This window comes from Amycolatopsis sp. NPDC004079, from assembly GCF_040610415.1.
Lineage (GTDB): Bacteria > Actinomycetota > Actinomycetes > Mycobacteriales > Pseudonocardiaceae > Amycolatopsis > Amycolatopsis halotolerans.
In genome coordinates this window covers 37,773-59,113 of sequence record NZ_JBEXMH010000056.1, presented here as the reverse complement: position 1 = coordinate 59,113, position 21,341 = coordinate 37,773, and the positions used below count along the sequence as shown (strand labels likewise).

At 69.7% G+C, this 21,341-nt stretch carries 18 protein-coding genes and 1 pseudogene; 7 read left to right on the top strand and 12 right to left on the bottom strand.

What is annotated here, in order from left to right; genetic code table 11:
• Nucleotides 1-59: 59 nt before the first annotated feature.
• From ABZX37_RS38295 to ABZX37_RS38285, 3 genes are read left to right on the top strand one after another with little or no spacing between them, the layout of a single operon-like run.
• Nucleotides 60-1,226: a mandelate racemase/muconate lactonizing enzyme family protein gene (locus ABZX37_RS38295; RefSeq protein WP_354748111.1), complete on the top strand. Its 1,167-nt coding sequence runs from the start codon at nucleotides 60-62 to the stop codon at nucleotides 1,224-1,226.
• 4 nt (nucleotides 1,227-1,230) lie between these two features.
• Entirely contained in the window at nucleotides 1,231-2,109 is an 879-nt protein-coding gene (locus tag ABZX37_RS38290; protein ID WP_354748109.1) for a dihydrodipicolinate synthase family protein, read from the top strand.
• Nucleotides 2,106-2,813, top strand: a complete 708-nt coding sequence (locus ABZX37_RS38285) for an SDR family oxidoreductase (protein WP_354748107.1) — start codon at nucleotides 2,106-2,108, stop codon at nucleotides 2,811-2,813. Before ABZX37_RS38290 ends, ABZX37_RS38285 begins: the two co-directional genes overlap by 4 nt.
• Here ABZX37_RS38285 and ABZX37_RS38280 read toward each other — a convergent pair.
• From ABZX37_RS38280 to iolC, 5 genes are read right to left on the bottom strand one after another with little or no spacing between them, the layout of a single operon-like run.
• Nucleotides 2,810-4,153, bottom strand: a complete 1,344-nt coding sequence (locus ABZX37_RS38280) for an MFS transporter (RefSeq protein ID WP_354748105.1) — start codon at nucleotides 4,151-4,153, stop codon at nucleotides 2,810-2,812. The two genes, ABZX37_RS38285 and ABZX37_RS38280, sit on opposite strands and share 4 nt — an antisense overlap.
• A gap of 43 nt (nucleotides 4,154-4,196) precedes the next feature.
• Nucleotides 4,197-6,056: a 3D-(3,5/4)-trihydroxycyclohexane-1,2-dione acylhydrolase (decyclizing) gene (gene iolD, locus ABZX37_RS38275; protein WP_354748103.1), complete on the bottom strand. Its 1,860-nt coding sequence runs from the start codon at nucleotides 6,054-6,056 to the stop codon at nucleotides 4,197-4,199.
• Nucleotides 6,053-6,859 carry a 5-deoxy-glucuronate isomerase gene (gene iolB, locus ABZX37_RS38270; RefSeq protein ID WP_354748101.1) on the bottom strand — a complete coding sequence of 269 codons (807 nt, stop codon included), beginning with the start codon at nucleotides 6,857-6,859 and terminating at the stop codon, nucleotides 6,053-6,055. Before iolB ends, iolD begins: the two co-directional genes overlap by 4 nt.
• Nucleotides 6,856-7,722 carry an aldolase gene (locus ABZX37_RS38265; RefSeq protein ID WP_354748099.1) on the bottom strand — a complete coding sequence of 289 codons (867 nt, stop codon included), beginning with the start codon at nucleotides 7,720-7,722 and terminating at the stop codon, nucleotides 6,856-6,858. Before ABZX37_RS38265 ends, iolB begins: the two co-directional genes overlap by 4 nt.
• Nucleotides 7,719-8,666 (bottom strand): 5-dehydro-2-deoxygluconokinase, encoded by a 948-nt coding sequence (gene iolC, locus ABZX37_RS38260; protein WP_354748097.1) that lies wholly within the window; start codon nucleotides 8,664-8,666, stop codon nucleotides 7,719-7,721. Before iolC ends, ABZX37_RS38265 begins: the two co-directional genes overlap by 4 nt.
• A 90-nt stretch (nucleotides 8,667-8,756) precedes the next feature.
• On the opposite strand from iolC, the gene ABZX37_RS38255 reads away from it, so the two are divergent.
• A complete protein-coding gene (locus tag ABZX37_RS38255; RefSeq protein ID WP_354748095.1) occupies nucleotides 8,757-9,521 on the top strand; it encodes a GntR family transcriptional regulator in 765 nt (254 codons plus the stop codon).
• A gap of 30 nt (nucleotides 9,522-9,551) precedes the next feature.
• On the opposite strand, the gene ABZX37_RS38250 is transcribed toward ABZX37_RS38255, so the two are convergent.
• Together ABZX37_RS38250 and ABZX37_RS38245 are read right to left on the bottom strand one after the other, a co-directional pair.
• A complete protein-coding gene (locus tag ABZX37_RS38250; RefSeq protein WP_354748093.1) occupies nucleotides 9,552-10,370 on the bottom strand; it encodes an enoyl-CoA hydratase/isomerase family protein in 819 nt (272 codons plus the stop codon).
• Nucleotides 10,371-10,436: 66 nt separating this feature from the next.
• The gene (locus ABZX37_RS38245; RefSeq protein WP_354748091.1) at nucleotides 10,437-11,312 is read right to left on the bottom strand and encodes a MaoC family dehydratase N-terminal domain-containing protein; all 876 of its coding nucleotides are present in this window, start codon (nucleotides 11,310-11,312) and stop codon (nucleotides 10,437-10,439) included.
• A 207-nt stretch (nucleotides 11,313-11,519) separates the two neighbouring features.
• On the opposite strand from ABZX37_RS38245, the gene ABZX37_RS38240 reads away from it, so the two are divergent.
• Nucleotides 11,520-12,197: a GntR family transcriptional regulator gene (locus tag ABZX37_RS38240; RefSeq protein ID WP_354748089.1), complete on the top strand. Its 678-nt coding sequence runs from the start codon at nucleotides 11,520-11,522 to the stop codon at nucleotides 12,195-12,197.
• A 9-nt stretch (nucleotides 12,198-12,206) separates the two neighbouring features.
• Here ABZX37_RS38240 and ABZX37_RS38235 read toward each other — a convergent pair whose 3' ends face one another.
• Nucleotides 12,207-14,990, bottom strand: a complete 2,784-nt coding sequence (locus ABZX37_RS38235; RefSeq protein ID WP_354748087.1) for an FAD-binding and (Fe-S)-binding domain-containing protein — start codon at nucleotides 14,988-14,990, stop codon at nucleotides 12,207-12,209.
• Nucleotides 14,991-15,044: 54 nt separating this feature from the next.
• Between ABZX37_RS38235 and ABZX37_RS38230 the strand changes: the two genes are divergently transcribed.
• The gene (locus ABZX37_RS38230) at nucleotides 15,045-15,824 is read left to right on the top strand and encodes an FCD domain-containing protein (protein WP_354748085.1); all 780 of its coding nucleotides are present in this window, start codon (nucleotides 15,045-15,047) and stop codon (nucleotides 15,822-15,824) included.
• Nucleotides 15,825-15,883: 59 nt separating this feature from the next.
• Nucleotides 15,884-16,178 (top strand): annotated as a pseudogene (locus ABZX37_RS38225) (DUF3140 domain-containing protein).
• Between the two features lie 630 nt (nucleotides 16,179-16,808).
• Here the strand turns inward: ABZX37_RS38225 and ABZX37_RS38220 are convergent.
• The 4 genes from ABZX37_RS38220 to ABZX37_RS38205 all read right to left on the bottom strand — a co-directional run bounded on the left by ABZX37_RS38220 (nucleotide 16,809) and on the right by ABZX37_RS38205 (nucleotide 21,331).
• Nucleotides 16,809-17,114: a MoaD/ThiS family protein gene (locus tag ABZX37_RS38220; RefSeq protein ID WP_354748083.1), complete on the bottom strand. Its 306-nt coding sequence runs from the start codon at nucleotides 17,112-17,114 to the stop codon at nucleotides 16,809-16,811.
• Complete coding sequence (locus ABZX37_RS38215) at nucleotides 17,111-18,226, bottom strand: sialidase family protein (RefSeq protein ID WP_354748081.1); 1,116 nt, start codon at nucleotides 18,224-18,226, stop codon at nucleotides 17,111-17,113. The genes ABZX37_RS38220 and ABZX37_RS38215 overlap by 4 nt, the downstream gene beginning before the upstream one ends.
• Nucleotides 18,227-18,258: 32 nt before the next feature.
• Nucleotides 18,259-19,056, bottom strand: a complete 798-nt coding sequence (locus ABZX37_RS38210; RefSeq protein ID WP_354748079.1) for a helix-turn-helix transcriptional regulator — start codon at nucleotides 19,054-19,056, stop codon at nucleotides 18,259-18,261.
• Between the two features lie 163 nt (nucleotides 19,057-19,219).
• On the bottom strand, nucleotides 19,220-21,331 hold the full coding sequence (locus ABZX37_RS38205; RefSeq protein ID WP_354748077.1) for a 2Fe-2S iron-sulfur cluster-binding protein: 2,112 nt from the start codon (nucleotides 21,329-21,331) through the stop codon (nucleotides 19,220-19,222).
• Nucleotides 21,332-21,341: the final 10 nt, after the last annotated feature.

Below are 21,341 nucleotides of genomic sequence, written 5' to 3'. Positions count from 1 at the left end.
TCGCAAGTGACATGCAAAAGTTGGAGCTGACTTCCTGAATCCTGGTGTTGGAGGGCTGCATGCGCATTGCCGACGTCACGACCTACGTGCTCAAACCCGCTGGTCGGCGGGCATATCTCGGTGCGCTCGAGGACGGCAGCGAACTGGGCGCGGACCAGGGTTACGTGGTGCGCGAGCCGTGGCGCAGCCTCTACTCCGGCCGGTTCGAGACGATGCTGGTGAAGATCACCGCGGACGACGGCACGACCGGCTGGGGCGAGGCGCTCGCTCCCGTCGGCCCGGAGGTCGTCGCGACGATCGTCGACCGGCTCCTCGCCGGTTGGCTGCGCGGCCGTGAGCTGACCGGGCCGCGCCCGCTCTGGCACGGACTGCGCGACCTGATGCGGGAACGCGGCCACCTCGTCGGACACCAGGCCGACGCACTGGCCGCCGTCGACATCGCGCTGTGGGACCTCTACGGCAAACTGACCGGGCAATCGGTCGCGCAACTGCTCGGCGGCGCGCACCGCGACCACGTCGAGGTGTACATCTCCGGCCTCGCCCGCTCCACCGACGAGGAACGCGCCGCCCTCGCCGCGGACTGGGCGCGTCAGGGTGCGACGAGGGTAAAGCTGGCTGCTGGCAAGGGAATCGAAACCGACCTGGCGACCTTCGACGCGGTCGCCGCGGCCGCGCCGGAGATGAAGATCGCGCTCGACGCGCACTGGGCGTACCGGATCGGCGAGGCCGTCGAGCTGGGTCGCGAACTGGACCGCCGGGGCGCGTTGTTCTTCGAAGCGCCGCTGGTGCCCGAGGATGTCGACGGGCACCGCGAACTTGCCTCGCGAATCACGACCCCGGTCGCGGTCGGCGAGGCGATGCGCAACCGGTACGAATTCGCCGACTGGCTAGGCCGCCGCGCGCTGCGGCTGGCTCAGCCGGACGTCGCGCGCACGGGCATCACCGAGGCTATGTCCATTGTGGAGCTTGCTTCGGCTTGTCACGTTCCTGTTGTCTGTCACCATTCCGTCGGCCTCGGGATCTCACTGGCGGCCGGGATCCACGTGTCCGCGGCGAGTGCGGACACCCCGTACTTCGAGTACCAGCCCGACACGATTCCGGTGGCGCAAAGCATCCTGCGCACCCCGTTGACCGCGGGCCCGACCGGCTTCGCGGTGCCGTCCGGGCCAGGGCTGGGCATCGACGTCGATGCTGATTTGGTCGCTACGCTCGCGAAGGAGAACTGACGCTGTGTCGAACCCGCCGATCGGGCTCATTCCCATCCTGGCCACCCCGTTCGCCCCGGACGGATCGCTCGATGTGCCGTCGCTCCGCTCGCTGGTCGAGTTCGAGCTGTCGGCGGGCGCTGACGGGGTCGCCGTCTTCGGCATGGCCAGCGAGGGGTTCGCTCTGTCCGCCGCGGAGCGGGAAGTGATCCTGCGCGAGGTGCGTGCCGTGACCGGTCCGGAGGTGCCGGTCGTCGCCGGGGTGAACGGGACCGGGATCGCTCCCGCGCTGGAACAGGCGCGACTCGCCGCGGACGGCGGGTCCGACCAGATCATGGTCCTGCCGCCGTTCCTGGTGAAGCCCGGCCCTGGTCAGGTCGTGGAATTCTTCTCCGAGATCGCCGCCCAGGCCGACCTGCCGGTGATGATCCAGGACGCGCCCGGCGTCACCGGAGTGTCGATCGATCCGGCGGCGGTGGCCGCGCTGGCCGGGGTCGAGGGCATCACGTCGATCAAGGTCGAGTCGCCGCCGACGCCGGTCAAGGTCGCCGCGGTGCGCGATTTCGGGATCGCCGTGCTGGGCGGGCAGAACGCGCAGGCGCTGATCGAGGAGTACGACAACGGCGCCGTCGGGACCATGCCCGCTTGCGAGTTCACCGATGTGCTGCGAGTGGTCCTGGACGATCTCGCTGCCGGACGCCGGTCCGACGCGCGCGCCGGGTTCGCGCGGCTGCTCCCGCTGATCCACCTGGGCGTTCGGCCGGGGCAGGCGTGGGCCGTGCACAAGGAAATCCTGGTGCGGCGGGGAATCATCGCTTCGGCGACTGTGCGGCTGCCAGCCCGTCCGTTGGATGCCGTGACCGGGAAGGCGCTGAACGAGATCCTCGAAGAGCTGGCGTGGTGAGCCGGTCAATAGTCGTCATTGGCGGCGGTTCGGCCATCGGGATCGCCATTGCCGAGGCATTCGCTGGGGACCGCGTGATCGGCGCGGGCTTGGCGGCGGCGAACCACCCGGCGTACGCGGATTTCGTGGTCGCCGATGCGTCCACTTCGGACGGCGCGGACGCGATTGTCCAGCACGCCGGAGCGGTGGATGTCCTGGTTCTGGCCGCCGCCGCACAGCCCGTCGCGGCGGCCGTCGACACCACCGACGCCCAGTGGCACTCCGCGATCTCCAACACTCTGGACGCGGCGTTCTACCCGGCTCGCGCGGCGTTGCGGGTGATGCCGCCCGGCGGGTCGATCGTCGCGGTGACGTCGGTGAACGGGTTCCTCGCCGCCCCCGGGCTGCCGGGTTACGCGGCGGCGAAGTCCGGAGTGGACGGTTTGGTGCGGCAGTTGGCGCTCGAGTACGGACCGCGCGGCATCCGGGTGAACGCGGTCGCGCCGGGGATGATCGGCGCGACCGGCCTGCCAGGAGTGACCGAGGGCTATCCGCTGGGCCGCACCGGAACTCCGCGCGAGGTGGCGGACGCGGTCGAGTTCCTGGCGTCCGACCGGGCCTCGTTCGTGACGGGAGTGGTGTTGCCGGTGGACGGCGGCCTGTCGATCGCTTCCCCGGCGGCGTTTCTGCGGCCGGATCTGCGGGCGCGGTTCCTGCCGGGTTAGCGAGCGGCGGCCAGTTCCCGTCGCCGGGTCGCCAGCAGTGTGCAGCCGACCGCCGCCGCGTAGCCGAGGGCGACCACGGTCATCGGGACGCTCATCGACATCGTCGAGCCCGCGGTGAGCAGGGTGCCGAGCACCGCGGTGCCCAGCGCGCCGCCGGTCTGCCGGGCGGTGTTCAGGACTCCGCTGGCGAGCCCGGTGTGCTCCTCGGGCGGCGTCGACATCGCGACCGACGTCATCGCGGGCATCGCGATCGAGCAGCAGCACAGCACCACGCCGCCCGCCACCGCCATCGGCACCGAATCAGCCGTGACCAGCAGGACCGCACCGAGACCGGCGAGGCTGAAGCCGGTCAGCATCGGGACGCGAGGGCCGAAACGCGCGGTGAGCCGTCCGCTGGCGGTGACTCCGATGCCGATCGCGACGGTGAGCGGGAGCGTAAGCATGCCGGTCGCGTAGGCGGACTGGTGGAGCGGGCCTTGGAGGAACAGCGACAGGCAGAGCAGGGTGCCGTAGAGGCAGAAATTGAAGAGCAGCCCGGCGGTGCTCGCGGCGGAGAACGGGCGGGACGAGAAGATCGCCAACGGCAGCATCGGATCGCGCCGGCGGCGCTCGACCAGGAGGAACGCGAGTCCGGTCAGCAGGCCGACGACGATCAGCGGCACTGCCCAGCCGGACCGGCCGACCTGGATCAGCCCGCCGGCGAGCGCGGACAGGGCGACAGTGCCGAGGACGAGCCCGTACGGATCGAGGCGGCGGTTCCGCCCCGGCGACTCGACGACATAACGGCAGGTCAGCGCGATGGCGAGCGCGGCTACCGGGACGTTGACCCAGAAGATCGCGCGCCAGTCGACCAGCGCGATGAGCACGCCGCCCGCCACCGGGCCGGTCGCGAGGCCGATAGCCGCGATGCCGCCCCACAGGCCGAGCGCGTGCGCCCGCGCTCGCGGTTCCGGGAACTGCCGGACGATCAGCGCGAGCGAGCACGGCAGCAACGCGGCCGCGCCGACGCCTTGCAGGGTCCGCGAGAGGATCAGCACCGAGATGGTCGGGGCCAGCGAGCACAGCGCGGACCCGACCCCGAACACGACGGTCCCCAGCACGCACACCCGCCGCGAGCCGTAGCGGTCGCCGAGCGAGCCCGCGGTGAGCATGCCCGCGGCCAGCGCGATGGTGTAGCTCGCGATCACCCATTGTTCACCGCCCAGGCCGCCGCCGAGGTCGCGCCGGATCGCCTCGACGGCGACGTTCACCACGGTCGCGTCGAGCTGGACGATGAAGAACGGCAGGCACAGTGCGATCAGGGCCAGTCGTTGCCTGCGTGCGGAGGTCGTTGCGGTCACGAGACAAGGGTGACCCGGGAATGGTTCGGTGTGGGCCGAAGCGTCAGAGGTAGTGGCGTTGGTTCCGTTTCTCTTCCGCGTAAGTCTCGTAAGCCGCGCTCGTCGAGTCCAAATCGGACACTTCGCTCACCGGTACTTCCCACCACGCCGAGCCCGGCGGGTTGGGTGCGAGCGGATCCGTCTCCACGTGCACCACTGTCGTCGCCGAATTCGCCTTGGCCTGCTTCAACGCCGCCCGGAACTCGTCCACAGTGGACGCGCGCAGCACAGTCGCGCCGAGGCTCGCCGCATTCGCCGCGAGATCGACCGGCAGGACGTCGCCCTCCAGCAAGCCGTTGTCGGCGCGATACCGATAAGACGTACCGAACCGTTGTGAGCCCAGTGATTCCGACAGCGACCCGATCGAAGCGAACCCGTGGTTCTGCACCAGCACGATGATCACCTTGAGCCGTTCGGCGATCAGCGTGACGATTTCCTGCGCCATCATCAGATACGAGCCGTCGCCGACCAGCACCACGACCTCGCGGTCCGGCGCGGCCAGCTTCACCCCGACGCCCGCGGCGATCTCGTATCCCATGCAGGAGTAGGCGTATTCCACGTGGTACGCCTTGGGATCTCTCGCCCGCCACAGCATCTGCAGGTCGCCGGGCATGGAACCGGCGGCGTTGATCACGACGTCGCTGTCGTCGAGCGAGCGGTTCAGCGCACCGAGGATCTCGGTTTGCGCGGGCAGGGGAGCGTGACCGAGGTCGAAGCAGGTGTCGGCGGTGCGGTTCCAGTCGTCGGCGAGTTGCCGGGCCCGCGCGCGATAGGCGTCAGAAACGTGCCAACCGGACAGTGCGGCCGACAAGGCTTCCAATCCGCGCCGGGCGTCGGCGACCACCGTCTCGGCGGAGTGTTTCGCGGCGTCGAACCGGGCGACGTTGAGGTTCACGAACCGCACGTCCGGATTGCCGAAGACGGTGTGCGAAGCGGTGGTGAAGTCGCTGTACCGGGTGCCGATTCCCAGCACGACGTCGGCTTCCGCGGCCAGGGCGTTCGCGGCGGCCGTGCCGGTGGAGCCGAGACCGCCGACCGCGCACGGGTGATCCCACGGCACCGCCCCCTTGCCCGCATGTGTGTCGGCGACGGGGATGCCGGTAGCCGAGGCAAAAGCGCGCAGCTCCGGCCAAGCCTCGGAGTACACAACGCCGCCGCCCGCGACGATCAGCGGTGCTTTCGCCGAACGCAGCAGCTCCGCGGCACGGGCCAAGGCTTCGGGAGCAGGCACTGGACGGTCGACGTGCCAGACTCGGCGGCGGAAGAAGTCGTCGGGCCAATCGCAGGCTTCGGCCTGCACGTCTTGCGGCAGCGCGAGCGTGACGGCACCGGTTTCCACCGGATCGGTCAGCACGCGCATCGCGGCGAGGGCGGCCGGGATCAGCTGTTCGGGCCGGGTGATCCGGTCGAAGTACTTCGACACCGGGCGGAAGGCGTCGTTCACCGAGACGTCGCCGTAGCGCGCGTCTTCCAGTTGCTGCAACACGGGATCCGGGCCCCGGCCGGCGAAAACATCGCTCGGCAGCAGGAGGACGGGAAGCCGGTTCGTGGTGGCCAGCGCGGCTCCGGTGATCATGTTCGTGGAGCCGGGACCGGTGGACGCGGTGCAGGCGAACGTCTGGAGCCGGTTGCGCATTTTCGCGAACGCGGTCGCGGCGTGCACCTGGCCCTGCTCGTTGCGGGCGAGGTAGTACGGGAACTCGCCGGTGTGCGCGGCCTGCAGCAGGGCCTGGCCGAGCCCGGCGACGTTGCCGTGCCCGAAAATCCCGAAGCAGCCCGGGATCAGCCGGTGTTCGACGCCGTCGCGCTCGGAGTATTGGCTGGCCAGGAAGCGCACGAGGGCTTGCGCGGTGGTCAGCCTCATCGTGCGCCTCCGAACGGCAGCCGGGGATCGACGTCCTGGGATTCCCAGGTCTGGCGCACCCACGCGTGCGCGGGGTCGTCGCAGATCAGCCACGCCCGTTCGGGTCCGGGACCGGCCATCACGTTCAGGTAGTACAGGTCGTAGCCAGGCGCGGCCATCGAGGGACCGTGCCAGCCGTGCGGAATCAGCACGACGTCGCCGCTGCGGACCTCTTCCAGGATGTCGATCGGACGCTCCGGAGTGCCGTAGACCCGCTGGTAGCCCATGCCGCCGCCGGCGACCTCGAAGTAGTAGATCTCCTCGAGCTCGCTTTCGCTCTCGCGCGCCTCGTCGTGCTTGTGCGGCGGGTAGGACGACCAGTTCCCGCCCGGGGTGAGGACTTCGCAGACGAGCAGCTGGTCGGCGTCGAAGGTGTGCGGGAGGCAGTAGTTGTTGACCTGGCGGCTGCAATTTCCCGCGCCGCGCAGCTCAGTAGGCACGCCCTTTGCCGGGCCGTATCGCGCGGGCAACCGCTTCGAGGTTTTCGCCGACGGCAGTGCGAATCGGCCTTGACCCGTGACCGTTGCTTCGGCATCCCTTGGCAGGTAAGCGAAATCGGTGACCGCGTCGAACACGCCGGTACGACCGGTCAGCTCGAACGTCTCGTCGTCGACCGACACCGTGCAGCTGCCGGACAACGGGAGCACGAGCGTTTCCGCGTCGCCGGTGGAGAAAGTCTCGGTGCCGTCGAGTTCCAGCACGCGCAGGCCGGAGTAACCCCATCCGGCCGATTCGGGAGTGATGACAAGGCTGAACTGGTTCACAACAACCCCACCGCCGTATCGACTGCCTTGGCCACGTCGCCGTCGTGCGGATAGAGCAGCGAGCGTCCGACCACCAAACCCTGCACCGTCGGCAGCGCGAGCGCCTCCCGCCAGGACGCGAACGCCGCGTCCGGGTCGGTCACCTCGCCGCCGAGCAGCACCGCGGGCAGCGTGGAGGCGGCCAGGACCCGCTCCATCTCGGCGACCACCGGCAGCTTCAGCCAGGTGTAGGCCGACGATCGGCCGAGTCCGGACGCGATCGTGATGGACCGGATGACCGCCTCGGGGGAGAGGTCGTTCTTGATGTTCCCGTCGATCCATCCGGACAGGAACGGTTCGACCATCGCGAGCAGCTTCCGGTCGGCGAGCGAGTCGATGGCCTTCGCGGTGTTCTCCAGGACGCTCGGCGTCGCCGGGTCGTCCAGGCAGATCCGGGTGAGCATCTTCCCGCCGTCGAACCGCATCCGGGCGATGGTTTCCGCGTCGTAGCAGGCGAACCGGTCGTCGATCTCGAAGCTCGACCCGGCCAGCCCGGTGCGGTTCATCGACCCGAGCACGGTCTTGCCGTCCAGCACGCCGAGCAGCAGCAGGTCGTCGATCACGTCCGGGGTCGCGAGCACCCCGGTGACGCCCGGGCGTTCCAGCGCGAGACAGAGCCGGTCCAGCAACTCGCCGCGATCGGCCATCGCCAGGGGATCCGCGCCGACCGCGTTCGCGCCGCGCGCGGGATGATCGGCCGCGATGATCATCGCCGCGCCCTTGTCGTTGAACGGCGATTTCGCGCGTATCCGCGCAGCGGCCGCCTCGGCGATCGCGTCCGGATCGTGCACCCGTTTGGCGACGATCCGCTCGACGGTATTCATTCCGTCCCTCCGAGCCTGCGCAGTACCTGGTCCTCCGTGGGCATCGCGTCCGAGCAGGCGAGTTCCCCGGCGACGTGCGCGCCCGCGGCGTTCGCGAAGCGCATGATCCGCTCGATGTCCCAGCCGGACAGCAGTCCGTGCACCAACGCGCCGCCGAACGCGTCGCCCGCGCCGAGGCCGTTGACCACCTCCACCGGAACCGGCGGCACCTCTGCCTCGCCGGTGTCGTCCACCGCGAGCACGCCCTTCGGTCCCTGCTTCACCACCGCGAGCGAGATACCCTTGTCCCGTAACGCTTTCGCCGCTGCCCGAGGTTCGCGCAGCGCCACCGCGGTGTCGCATTCGTCGAGGTTGCCGACCGCGACCGTCGCGTGTTCCAGCGCCTTGCCGACCCATTCGCGCGCCTGCTCGCGGGACTCCCAGAACATCGGCCGGTAATCGAGGTCGAGCACGGTGATTCCCTTGCGGCCACGGGCTTCCAGCGCGGCGAGCGTGGCCGAGCGGCTCGGTTCCTGCGACAGGCCGGTCACTGTCGCCCAGAAGACTTTCGCCGAGCGGATCGCGTCGAGATCCAGGTCGTCGACCGTGATGTCGAGGTCCGGTGCCTTGGGGAAACGGTAGAAGTAGAGCGGGAAATCGTCGGGTGGGAAGACTTCGCAGAACGTCACCGGCGTCGGCAGTCGCGGCGAGGTGCCGACGTACCGGTCGGCCACGCCGTACCCGGCGAGCGCGCGGCGCAGGAACCGGCCGAACGGGTCGTCGCCGGTCTTCGTGATCACCGCGCTGCGCCGGCCGTACCGGGCGGCGGCGACCGCGACGTTGGTCGCGCTGCCGCCGAGGTATTTGCCGAACGAGGTGACGTCCTCCAGTCCGACGCCGGTCTGCAGCGGGTAGAGGTCCACCCCGATCCGGCCCATCGTGACGAGGTCGAACCCCGTGGTCATCGCGTCCTCCTCGCAGGCTGTGCCCCGACCGTGCCCCGTGGCCGAGGACTTTGTCAAGACATATGGACATACGCACGGTAGGCTTCGGCGATGAGCACCAGTCCGGCCTGGGACCCGGTCCGCGGGATCGCGGTGGACCCGGCGAGCCCCGAGCCGCTGTACTTCCAGGTCGCGCGCCAATTGCACGCCGCGATCGACGACGGCCGCCTCCCCGCGGGCTCCCGGCTCGCGAACGAACTCGACCTCGCGGCGGGGCTGCGGCTGTCGAGGCCGACCGTGCGGCAGGCGATTCAGTCGCTGGTGAACCAGGGTTTGCTGGTGCGCAAACGCGGCGTCGGCACCCAGGTGGTGCGCACGAAAGTCGCCCGGCCGCTGCGCCTGAGCAGCCTGTTCGACGACCTCGCCGGACTGGGCGAGACGCCGTCGTCGCAGGTGCTGGTCAACCGCGTCGAACCGGCCGATGCCGAGGCCGCCGCTGTGCTGGAGGCTCCCGAGCTGAAGCGAGTGCGCCGGTTGAAGCGGATCCGCTGCACGGGAGGCGAACCGCTGGCGGTCATGAACAACTGCCTCCCGGACGGCGTTCTCGACGTCGACGACGACGAATTGCGCTCGCAGGGGCTCTATCAGCTGCTGCGGCAGGCGGGGATCCGGCTGCATTCGGCGCAGCAGAGCATCGGCGCGCGGCTGGCGACCGAGGAGGACGCGGCGCTGCTGGACGAATCGCCCGGCGCGGCGTTGCTGACGATGCAGCGCACGACGTACGACGAAACGGGCCGGGTGGTCGAGTTCGGCTGGCACGTTTACCGGGCGTCGCGGTATTCGTTCAATCTGCCGCTGACGCACGGTCCGCAGTGAAAGGTTTCCCCGCGGACCGCCTCTGCTTGGTCAGTTTTCCCGGTCGTGCACGCGGGTGAAGTCCGGCTTCCGCCGCTCGCGATGCGAAGCGAGCCCTTCGCGGACCTCAGGACCGGCGAAACCGTAGAACTCCAGCGCCAGCGAGGAGTCGAAGATCGCGCCCGCGAGCTGCCGGTACCAGAGGTTGAGGCTCTGCTTCGTCCAGCGGATCGCGTTCGGCGCGCCGTTCGCCAGCTCGTGCGCGATCTCCCGCGCGGTCGGCAGCAGCCCGGCCTCCTCCTCGACACACAGCGACACCAGCCCGATCCGCTCGGCCTCGGCTCCGGTCATCGGACGGCAGGTCATCAGGTAGTACTTGGCCTTCGCCATCCCGCACAGCAGCGGCCAGCACACCGCCGCGTGGTCGCCCGCCGCGACGCCGAGGCGGGTGTGGCCGTCGATGATCTTGGCGTTCGCGGCGGCCACGGAGATGTCCGAGAGCAGCCCGGCGACCAGGCCCGCGCCGACAGCCGGGCCGTGGATCGCGGAGACGGTCGGCTTGGCGCAGTCGATGACGTTGTAGACGAGGTCGCGGGCCTCGCGCATGGTGCGCGAACGGGCCTCGAAGTCGTTCGCCAGCTTCTCGACCAGGTCGAATGACCCGCCCGCGGAGAACCCCTTGCCCTCGCCGCGCAGCAGGACGGCCTTGACCTCGGGGTCGCGGTCGAATTCGCGCCAGATGTCGGCGAGTTCGCCGTGCGCGTCCTCGCTGACCGCGTTGAGGTGCGGCGCGTCCAGGACGAGTTCGATGACGCCGTCCTCGTCCGGTCCGTCGACCCGCAGGTTCTCGAACTGCGCGTAGCGGCTCATTCAGCTTCCCTCCGTCGTCCGGAACACCTGCGTCACCTTGCCATTGCTTCGGACACTGCCGCCAGATCACGCGCCTTCTCCGGACAGTTCGACGGCGAGGCTGGTGCTCAGGCCGGACGGGCCGAGCAGGTCGAGCGTGACCGAACGGGCGCCGGGGCTCGCCCGCAGTTGCGCGGGCTGTCCGCAGAACAGCGGCGCCTGGCTGCGATGGCTGATCCGGCGCACCCGCGAGGCGGGGGAGTCGAGGCGCAGCACCTCGGCGAGGGCGAGTGACATCAACGGCCCGTGCACGACGAGGCCGGGATAGCCCTCGACCCTCGTGGCATACGGCCAGTCGTAGTGGATGCGGTGCGCGTTCGCGGTGGCCGCGGAGAACCGCATCAGCAGCGTCGGATCGGTGACGAACTCCCAGCTCTGCCCGTCGGTGCGGCGGAACGGCGAGCCCACCGGTTCGAGCGCGGCGGCGGTTTCCGGTACCGCGGGCGCGGCGGGCGGTCCGGCCTCGCGGTAGAGCATGTCCTGACGTTCCTCGACGTACAGCGTTCCGTCCACTCCGGACAGTTCCGTGCGCACCCGGACGATCGCCAATTTCCCGGAACGGCCGGACTTTTCGGTGACCGAGTCCACAATGGATTTTCGGCGAACGGTCTCGCCGACCTTCGGCGCGCGGTGCACCACGACCTCGCCCCCGGCGAACATCCGCCGCGGCAGGTCGACCGGGGGCAGGAACCCGCCGCGCACGGGATGGCCGTCCAGGCCGAGGCGTGACGACACCGGCCAGCGGGGGAGAGCCACCCAATGCCACAGGGGAGGGAGGTCGTCGCCTTCGCCAGGCGCGGGGAGCCCGTTGTCGAACAACGCCGCCAGCGCGGCGACCGGGCCGGGTTCGAGCACTTCTTCGCTGGTGGCGGCGTAGGGCTCCCAGGCTTCCGGTGCGGACATGGGGTTCCTCGGATCTGGTTTCGGACGAGGCGGTCGGGGTGAATACTTTATCAGGAATTACCCGGTGCCTCGCGGGCTAGTGGCGCTGTTCGTTCAGCTGTACGCAGCATCTGGCCGTGGTGAACGGCGGCCGGTGGCGGGCTCGAACAGGGCGGCTTATGTAATACTTTATCTGCTCGAACATCCGCCAGAGGGGAGGCCGGGGCGATGCCCGAAGCCACGGGCGCCGGACTGCGCCGCAGCGGTCCGGCGAACCTGAAAGCGCTGGCCGCGCACGAGATCCGGCGACGGGTCTTCTCCGGCCAGTTGCGCGCCGGGGCGAAGATCGACCAGGAGGCGCTGGCGGACGAGCTCGGCATCAGCAAGCTGCCCATTCGCGAGGCCCTGATCACGCTCGACCACGAAGGCGTGGTGGAGCACATCGCCCGCCGAGGCGCGTTCGTGGCGCGGATGACGCGCGACGACATCCGCGACCACTACCGCGTGTTCGGCCTCGTTTCCGGCTTGGCCGCCGAGCGCGCGGCGAAGAATCTTTCGCCGGAAAGCCTGCGGGCGTTGCACGATCTGGCGGACCGGATGGAGTCCGGAGTGGACCGCGGCGAACAGGAACGGCTGAACTTCGAGTTCCACCGCAGGATCAACTACGCCGCCGATTCCCGCCGGCTGGTGTCGATCCTGGGCATCCTGGCGAAAACGGTGACGCACGGGTTCTACGAGGCGCACGAGGACTGGCCGGAAAAGGCGCACGACGACCACCGGAAGATCCTGAACGCACTCAGCGCCCGGTCGGCGTCGCGGGCCCGGTCCATTGTGGAGAAGCACTTCTCGGACGGCGGCGAGCGTGCGGTTTCCTTGCTGGAGAAGCAAGGTTTCTGGGACCACTGACCCCGGGCGTCAGCGTCGCTTCAGCAATTGTGCCAAGTGGACGCCGCGCACTCCGGCCAATTGATCGGCTTGCGTGCGGCAGGAGAAACCGTCGGCGAGGAACACGGCGTCCGGGTTGTCTCGCAGGGCCGGGAGCAGTGCGTTCTCCGCCACTGCAACGGAAACGTCGTAATGGCCGCGTTCCATGCCGAAGTTGCCGGCCAGACCGCAGCACCCGGCGAGAGTGCGCAACTCCGCTCCGGTCGTCGCGAGCAGAGCCTGATCGGCCTCGAAGCCCATCACCGAGTGATGGTGGCAATGCGGCTGCGCGACCACTGTGACGCCGGACAGATCGGGCGCTCGCCAGCCGTCCGTCTTGGCAAGGAGTTCGGCGAGCGTCGTGACCGCGGCGGAGACCGTCGCGGCGTCCGGATCGTCGGGGAACAGGTCCAGCAGATCGGACCGCAGAACGGCGGTGCACGACGGTTCGACGCCGACGATCGGAAGCCCGGCCCGCGCGTACGGGCGCAGCGTGTGCACGAGATCGCGGAGCTTCCGGCGAGCGGTGTCGAGCTGGCCGGTGGTGATCCAGGTGAGCCCGCAGCACGGCCGCCGCGGCGGGACGAGCACGCGATATCCGGCGTCGGCGAGCACGGCCGCGACCGCTTCGGCGACCTCGGTGTCCATACCGTCCGAAAAGGAATCCGCCCACAGCACGACTTCCGGGCCCTGCTCGCGGATCCTTCGCCGGGACCGGGTGAACGATCTGCGGGCGAACCTCGGTGCGTGGCGTCGAGTGTCTACTCCGGACAGTGCTAGCAGGACCTTCTCGACCGGGCGGAGCGACATCAGCGCGTTGACGACGAACGGACCGAGCACCGGGATTCGGTGCAGCAGGCGGATCCAATCCGGCAACCGGCCCAGCGTGTAATGCGAAACGGGGCGGATCTTGTGCCGGTACTTCCGGTGCAGAGCTTCGGATTTGTACTGCGCCAGGTCCACTCCGGCCGGACAGTCGCTGCCGCAGGCCTTGCAGGACAAGCAAAGGTCAAGCGATTCGTGCACCGCGTCGTCCGACCAGCCGGACACCAGCGAGCCGTTCGCGACCTCCTGCAGCACCCGGGCGCGGCCGCGCGTGCTGTCCTTTTCATCGCGAGTGGCGAGATAGGACGGACACATGAAGCCGCCGGCCGCCCGGTTGTCGGCGCGGCATTTCCCGACTCCGACGCAGCGGTGCACGGCGCGGGTGAAGTCCCCGCCGTCGTGCGAGAAGGAGAAACCGCCCGCGACGACCGGGAGCGGATGTGCTTGCGGGCGGCGGAGATCGGCGTCGAGCGGGTGCGGCCGGACGACGACGCCCGGGTTGAGGAGGTCGTCGGGATCGAAGAGGTTTTTGACCGCGCCGAACAGCTCGATCGTTTCGGCCGAGTACATCTTCGGCAGCAGTTCGCCGCGCGCCCGGCCGTCGCCGTGTTCGCCGGAGAAGGAGCCGCCGTAGCCGACGACCAGATCGGCGGCGGCGGTCATGAACGCGCGGAACACCGACGCGTCGCGTTCGAGCGGCAGCCCGAGCCGGACGTGCACGCAGCCGTCGCCGAAGTGGCCGTACGGGAGCCCCTCGAGGCCGTATTCGTCCAGGAGAGCGTCGAAATCCCGCAGATACGCGCCGAGCCGTTGAGGCGGGACGGCGGCGTCCTCCCAGCCCGGCCACGCCTGCTCGCCGGTCGGAGTCCGGCCCGCCAGCCCGGCCCCGTCCTCGCGGATCCGCCACATCGCGGCCGCCTCGGCGCCCTGGGCCAGCACAACGTGGTCGAGCGCTTGGGAATCTTTGACGAGCCGCTCAGCGTTGTGCCGGGCCTCGGCTTCGGTCTCGCCGCCGACCTCGATCATCAGCCAGCCGCCACCGTCCGGGAGCGCGGGAACGTTGCCGCGATGGTGGCGCACGAGGTCGACCAGTCGCGCATCGAGCCCTTCGACAGCCAGCGGCCGGTGCGGCAGCAGCCCGGGCACGACGTCGCCAGCCGTCGCCATGTCCGGGTAACCGAGCACGACCAGCAGCCGCGCGGGGGAGATGTCGACCAGGTCGACGGTCGCCTCCAGCGTGACCGCCAGGGTGCCCTCGGCGCCGACCAGCGCGCGGGCGAGCGACCGGCCGTTCTCCGGCAGCAGGTGCTCGAGCGAGTAGCCGGAAACCTGGCGGCTGAACCGGCCGAATTCGGTGCGCAGCAAGCTGAGCCGGGTGTCGATCAGCTCGGCGAGGCCTGGCACCGCGTCGGACGGACCAGCGGTGAACTGGCGTCCGGTGCCGTCGACCACACTCAACTCGCGAACGTTGTCCGCGGTCCGGCCGTAGGCGATCGCGTGCGGGCCGCAGGCGTTGTTGCCGATCATGCCGCCGAGCGTCGCGCGGGCGTGCGTGGACGGGTCGGGACCGAAGCGCAGCCCGTGCGGCGCGGCGGCGCGCTGGAGGTCAGCGAGGATGACGCCGGGCTGGACGACCGCGGTCCGTGCCTGCGGGTCGAGGTCGACAATGCGGTTGAGATGCCGCGAAAAGTCGATGACCACGCCCGGCCCGATCGCGTTGCCCGCGACCGATGTGCCCCCGCCGCGACTGGTCAGCGGAACACCGTGGCGGCGGGCGATCTCGAGAGTCGCGAGAACGTCCTCGGTCTCCCTCGGCAGCACGACGACCTGCGGTACGACACGGTAATTCGACGCGTCGGTGGAGTACTCGGCGCGACGGCGGACGTCGGCGTGCACCTCGCCGCGAACGTTCGCGCGGAGGTCGGCGAGCAGGTCAGTTTCGGTGGGCATCCCGGCCTGAATTTAGGTGTTTGAAACAGTGCCGTCAATCCGTACGCTGGCGCGATGACCTCGGGACGGAGGGGACCGCCGCCGGAGCTGGCCAAGGTGCGGCGGGTGAGCGTGGTGGATTCGCTGGTCGAAGAGATGACCCGCAAAATCCTCGGCGGCGAATGGCCTCCCGGGGCCGCGCTGCCGTCGCTGCGGCACTTCGCGGCCTCGGCCGGGGTGTCGATGCTGACCGTCCGGGAAGCAGTCCGGACGCTGCAGGCGCGCGGCTGGGTCGAAACGCGCCAGGGCGTCGGAACGTTCGTGCTGGAACCCTCGGCGGCGCGGTTCGTCCCGTGGCAGCTGGGCGCTTCGGACGTGGCGGAGTATCGCGAACTGGTCGAGGCCAGGGAAGCGATCGAATCGACCGTCATCGCCTTGGCCGCCCGCCGCCGAACCGCCGCTGAGCTGGCGGTTCTGACGGATTTGGTCGACCTGATGGCAGCGGCTTCGACCGACTGGGACCGCTTCCTGGAGGCGGACGCGGAATTCCACGTCGCGCTGGCCGAGGCCGCGCACAACCGGATCCTGTTGCGCAGCATGCTCGCGATCCGCCTCCCGCTGCGCCGCCTGATGGCCGACCGGCTCTTGGCGGAACTCACCGAACACGGCGACCTTTCCCGGTCGTGGGAGGACCACTGGACGATCGCGTCAGCTGTCCGGGCGGGGGTGCCGGAGCCAGGATGTGCCGCCCTGGCGCGAATCGCCGCTCGGGGAAGGTCCTATGTGGACTCGCAGCTGCCGGGTTTGCCGTCTCGCGGTCCGGGTAACCGGGCTACCGACGACTCCGGGAGGTGATCGAGGTGGCCGCGCACGTGGACGACGACCTGTGGACGGAATTCCACCGGGTGGTGAACATGACCTCGCGAGAGCTGGCGAGAGCTGGCCGACTGGCTGCGCACCCGGGAGGCCGGAACGGAGACAGAACCGCTGCCGGACCAGGCGGGGCCCGCGACCGGCCGGCAGGTGCTGTCGATCCTGGGCAAACGCCGGTCGGATGTGAACGAGAGCGATGTCGAGGTAATGCGCGACGTGGTGGACCGGGTGCACGCCTCTCGCCGGGATGATCTGGAGCCGGTGGCGGGGGATGCGGGGTGGCGGCAGGCGTTGATGTCGCTGGGGCATGATCCGGTGAAACCGGTGCGGGACTGATCCTGGCCGGGTTTGGCGGGACGGCCGCGTGGGGCCTGTCGTAGCGGAGAGATCGACCGTTCGGGCTGGGCGAGTTCCCTCTTCTGGCGAAATGGCAAGGCGACCTTGATTCTTGCGGATCGCCCCCGATGCGGCGTTCGGTGCGTGGGACTACCCCATGTGGCATGGGGTAGTCCCACACCACATGGGACCCATGCCCAGCGAGAACCCGTTGGCGCTTGCCGGGACGGGCTCGGCTCGACCGGTCTGCCGTGCCCGGGTGGGCGGCTGGATTCTGGCGGCGGGGGTCTGGCTCGGGTGGATGCGCTCGGGCTCGGGGTGAGGGGCTTCAGTGTGCTGGCGTAAGGGGTCCGCCGTGCCAGGGTTGGAACAAGACGGCCCTGGCGGCAGCGACTTCGGCGTCGGGGGTCCGGCTCGGGCGGACGTACTCGGGGCGAGGGCTTCAGCGTGCTGGGCCTGGCGTGAGTGGTCCGCCGCGCCCGGCTCGGCGGCGACCGGCCTCGGCGGAAGCAGCTCTGGTGCCAGGGAACCCGGCGAAATCTGTTCCAGCAGGCGTAAAGCCCCGGGCCTCGGTGCGCCCCCGGGACGCACCGAGGCCTGGGGTTCTTCCCCTCGGCCGGTGGTTTGTGGTCAGCCGCCTGCCATGGCTCCGATGATCAGGAACGGCTCGGCTCCGGAAAGGACCGGGGCGGGCAGTGCGGTGTCCGGGGCGGTGTTCGACAGGTCTTCCTCGCAGGCGAAGAACCGGACGAACGCCCGGCGTTTGCCGGTGGTCGTGTCGCGGACCGTGCCGCGCAGTTGCGGGTACGCGCGTTCCAAGGCGTCCAGCAGGGTTTCCCGCGTCGGCGGGTCCTCGACTGGCAGCTGGATCTCTCCCTCGACCTTCGCCAGGCGGCGCAGGTGCGTGGGCAGCTTGACGCGGACGACGGTGGTCATCGCAGGGTTTGCACCTCGACTGAGCACACCGCGGGCAGGTCGCGCACGATCGGGGCCCAGCTTTCGCCCGCGTCGTTCGAGGCGTAGACCTGGCCGCCGGTGGTGCCGAAGTAGATGCCGGCCTCGTCGAGGGAGTCGACGGCCATCGCGTCGCGCAGGATGTTCACGTAGCAGTTTTCTTGCGGCAGGCCGTGGGTGAGCGGTTCCCATTCGCCGCCGCCGGTGCGGCTGCGGTACACGCGCAGCTTGCCCTCCGGCGGATAGTGCTCGGAATCGCTGCGGATCGGGACCACGTACACCGTTTCCGGTTCGTGCGGGTGCACCGCGATCGGGAAACCGAAGTCGCTCGGCAGGTTGCCGCTGATCTCGCGCCAGTTGTCGCCCGCGTCGTCCGAGCGCATCACGTCCCAGTGTTTCTGCATGAACAGCACGTCCGGCCGCGACGGGTGCAGTGCGATGCGGTGCACGCAGTGGCCGACCTCGGCGTCCGGGTCCGGGATGCCGTCGGAGTGCAGGCCGCGGTTGATCGGCTGCCAGGTTTCGCCGCTGTCGTCGCTGCGGAACGCGCCCGCGGCGGAGATCGCGGCGAACATCCGCTTCGAGTTCCCCGGGTCGAGGATGATGGTGTGCAGGCACAGCCCGCCCGCGCCCGGCTGCCAGCCCGGCCCGGACGTGTGCTTGCGCAGCCCGGTGAGTTCGCGCCAGCTCTTCCCGCCGTCGGTGCTGCGGTACAGCGCCGCGTCCTGTGCGCCCGCGTACACCGTGTCCGGGTCGGTCAGCGACGGTTCCAGGTGCCAGATCCGCGTGAACTCCCACGGTTTCGGCGTTCCGTCGTACCAGAGGTGCTCGCCCGCCCCGCCCTCGTAGACGAACTCGTGGTCGACCTGGTTCCAGGTCTTCCCGCCGTCGTCGGAACGCTGGATCAGCTGGCCGAACCACGACGTGGACTGCGACGCGTACAGCCGGTCCGGGTCCGCGGGCGAGCCGGCGAGGTGGTAGACCTCCCAGCCGCCGAAGTGCGGGCCGTCGACCTCCCACCGCGTGCGTCCCTCGTCCGAGGTGAGGATGAACGCGCCCTTGCGCGTGCCGACCAATACTCGAACTCCAGGCATGCTTTCTCCCTGACAACGGGCTGTGACCTGGTTCAACCTAACCTCGCCAGACGGGAGCCGCCTCTCCATTCTTGCGCTCCCTCCGACGCCAGCGGAGGCAGCGCGACCAGCACCGGGGGCGACCACGCGGGCGCGACCTCCAGCCGGACGTCCTGGCGCAGCGGCACCGGCCCGGCCCGGATCCGCACCGGGCGCGCGGCCGAGCCGACCGCCTGCACGCTCGGCGCGAGCTGCGCGCGCGGGTCGGCGGCCGAGGGCAGCGCGCAGGCCAGCAGCCGGTAGGCGCCCGGCGGAACGTCGAAGAGGGCGAACTCCAGGTCGGGCCCGAGCAGCGAGCCGCTGACCGGGACGCCGCGCGCCGACGACCCGGCGAACAGCCCGACGTACACCGCCGGCGCCCCGTCGAGCGCGGCGACCGCGGCCGGGCTCAGCAGCGCGCGGCCGGTGACCGCTCCGCCCGCGCAGTCCGGGCCCGCGACCCGCACCGGTTCCGGCGGGTGCTCGGCGAGGAGACCGGGCAGCTGCCGGAACCGGTGCGGGCTCACCCCGACCGCCGCGGTGAAGCGCGTGGTGAACGTGCCCGGTGCGGAGAACCCGACCTCGTGGCAGATGTCGACCACCTTCTCGCCGGTGTCCAGCAGCAACTCCTTGGCGAGCTGGAACCGTTGCGCGGCAAGGAATTTCCCCGGCGGCAGGCCGATCTCCCGCTCGAACGCGCGCGCCAGGTGGAACGGGCTGTACCGGACGTGGTCGGCCACGTCCTCGAGCGTGAGCCGCCGGGTGCGTCCGGCGGCCAGGAACCTCGCCGCCTCGAGCACGGCGTCCCGCATGTGCACACCTCCTCGGATGTGCCGCCATGGTAAATCCGGGGACCGACAATTCCGGGCGTCAGCTGTTTCGCAGCTCGATGACGACGGTACGGGCGTGGATGTTTGACGCAGTCGGGCAGGTAGTTGTCGGTGAGCACTAATCCGGGGGCCGACGATCCCAGCGTCAGTCGTCTTCCAGCTCGACGACGACCGCCGAGCGAGGGCAGCCGACGCAAGCGAGCACATAGCCGTCCGCCAGTTGCTGTGCAGTGAGGCAGTTCGGCTGTTTCATCGCGACATCCCCCGAACGCAGCCGGACCAGGCATTCGCCGCAGTTGCCGACGGTGCACGAATAAGGCATCGGCAAACCCGCGGCGAGGCCAGCGTCGAGCAGCGTGTCGCCCGGTTCGACAGTGGCCGTGCCGACGTTCTCGACCACCATTTCCTGCCGTTCGGTGCTCATGTCCGCCGGATCGACCGCACCGCTGGTGTACCGCTCTTCGTGGAACCGCCCGTCCGGCACGCCCAGCTCGGCGACCACCTCGCGGGCCGTCGCCATCAGCGGTTCGGGGCCGCAGACGCAGTATTCGGCCTTCGAAGAAGCGGTGCCCAGCCAGCGGCGCAGCAGGTCCGCGTCGATCCGGCCGCGTTCGCCCGTCCAGCTGGAGTCCGGACGCGACAGTACGTGCGTGATCCGCAATCGTCGCGGGTGACGGCGCTGTAATCGGGCCAGTTGAGCGGCGAAGATGGTTTCTTCCTCGGACCGGCTCGCGTACAGCAGGGAGATCCGGCTGCGGCCCGGACGCGAAAGCCGCGTGCGGAGGACGCTCATCATCGGCGTGATTCCGCTGCCCGCGGCGATCAGCACCAGGTCGGCGCGCGGATCGGCATGGAACGAGCCGGACGGGCCGCGCACCGAGAGGCGGTCGCCGACCTGCAGGCGGTCGTGAAGATAAGCGGAGAAGCGGCCGTCGTCGACGCGTTTCACGGTCACTTCGAGCCGCCTCGTTCCCGGGACGGACGAGGCGGAGTAGGCCCGGCGTACCGGTCGGCCGTCGAGGTCGGCGATAAGGGTGAAGAACTGACCGGGACGGAAATCGAATCTCGCGCCGTCCTCCAGCGCGACGGTCACTGCCCGCGGGGTTTCCCGGCGGATCTCGGCAACCCGCACGGTCCGCAGCGGACGCTCGAGTTCCGGTGCGGAATCGGCGTAGCCCTCGTCGTGGAGCTGGCTGCGATAACCCCGGTTGATGATGAACCGGATCAGTTTCGGGAACCGCGGGAGAAGTGTGAACAGGAATCCCGGCGGAGCGCCAGCCGCGGTGCCAAGCGACGCGTGCTTTACCGCTAGCGCCATCAGGTCTGGCACTTCGATGCGGTCGACGTGTGCTTCCGGATGCCACAGTCGCGAGCGTTCGATGGCTTCGCTGGCAACCAGTTCGGCGTGCGTCACGTCGATCAGCAAAGCGGCCTGGGGGATATTTCCGCGCAGGAACAAGGGTTCCAGCAACGCCGGGTCGTTGGTCAGGGAGGCGGTGCCGCGCAGCTGCAGGACGTCGGTGCGGCCGGGGACGAGGGCGGCGAGGGCGATATTTGGGTCCTGGAGCAGGTTTCGGGCGGTGTCGGCTCGCTTGTTGCCGTTGCGGTCAGGCAGCAGAATGGTGCGGCCGTCGACGATCTGTGCGAAACCGGGTTGGTCGCCGCGCGGGCTGGTGTCGCTGCCGCCTGCCGCGTCGCCGGTGGTGAGGACCAGGAACGGGGCGCGGACAAGGAAATTGGCGATGCCGGGGCGGGTCAGCGGGCCGTTGCCAATACTGGGAGTCGATTGCGCGGCGTGCACTGGTCGTGGTTGCCAGAGCTTGGAACGGAATACACACCGTCCGCAGTGGATATACGCCTCTTTGACATTCACCGCCGTTTCGCGGCCGTTCGTTGCGGCGACGATTCCGTTGAGCCGCAGGGTTTCGCCGACGCCAGGCAGCAGGATCACGAAGGAAATGCCGTGGTCGATCGCTGGCGCCGGGGCGTCGGCGGGCAACGCGAAGGAGATCTGGGCGGGGGAGCGGACGTGCAGGAAGCCGGGCGCGCCGCCGACGAACGTGCTGTGCCGGGCGCCGTCGGCGGTTCGGTAGCCGCAGCCGGCGAACGGGGAGTGCGCGAGGATCGTTTCGCAGCCTTCGTCGAGACGGTCGAGCTGCTTCAGCATGATCGCCGCGCCGGGGCGGCCGATGGCGGCTTCCAGCTCTTCGACGGTAGTCATCCGGCTGGCTAAAGTAGCCAGGTTTTCGCTGGTCATACCTATATTG

Bases quoted from the DNA above. Each gene is read 5' to 3' on its own strand.
- ABZX37_RS38255 (WP_354748095.1), top strand. From the start codon at position 8,757: ATGAGCACCAGTCCGGCCTGGGACCCGGTCCGCGGGATCGCGGTGGAC.
- ABZX37_RS38235 (WP_354748087.1), bottom strand. From the start codon at position 14,990: ATGCCCACCGAAACTGACCTGCTCGCCGACCTCCGCGCGAACGTTCGC.
- ABZX37_RS38215 (WP_354748081.1), bottom strand. From the start codon at position 18,226: ATGCCTGGAGTTCGAGTATTGGTCGGCACGCGCAAGGGCGCGTTCATC.
- ABZX37_RS38240 (WP_354748089.1), top strand. From the start codon at position 11,520: ATGCCCGAAGCCACGGGCGCCGGACTGCGCCGCAGCGGTCCGGCGAAC.
- ABZX37_RS38230 (WP_354748085.1), top strand. From the start codon at position 15,045: ATGACCTCGGGACGGAGGGGACCGCCGCCGGAGCTGGCCAAGGTGCGG.
- ABZX37_RS38205 (WP_354748077.1), bottom strand. From the start codon at position 21,331: ATGACCAGCGAAAACCTGGCTACTTTAGCCAGCCGGATGACTACCGTC.
- ABZX37_RS38265 (WP_354748099.1), bottom strand. From the start codon at position 7,722: ATGAATACCGTCGAGCGGATCGTCGCCAAACGGGTGCACGATCCGGAC.
- iolD (WP_354748103.1), bottom strand. From the start codon at position 6,056: ATGAGGCTGACCACCGCGCAAGCCCTCGTGCGCTTCCTGGCCAGCCAA.
- ABZX37_RS38245 (WP_354748091.1), bottom strand. From the start codon at position 11,312: ATGTCCGCACCGGAAGCCTGGGAGCCCTACGCCGCCACCAGCGAAGAA.
- ABZX37_RS38295 (WP_354748111.1), top strand. From the start codon at position 60: ATGCGCATTGCCGACGTCACGACCTACGTGCTCAAACCCGCTGGTCGG.
- ABZX37_RS38210 (WP_354748079.1), bottom strand. From the start codon at position 19,056: ATGCGGGACGCCGTGCTCGAGGCGGCGAGGTTCCTGGCCGCCGGACGC.
- ABZX37_RS38220 (WP_354748083.1), bottom strand. From the start codon at position 17,114: ATGACCACCGTCGTCCGCGTCAAGCTGCCCACGCACCTGCGCCGCCTG.
- ABZX37_RS38250 (WP_354748093.1), bottom strand. From the start codon at position 10,370: ATGAGCCGCTACGCGCAGTTCGAGAACCTGCGGGTCGACGGACCGGAC.
- iolC (WP_354748097.1), bottom strand. From the start codon at position 8,666: ATGACCACGGGGTTCGACCTCGTCACGATGGGCCGGATCGGGGTGGAC.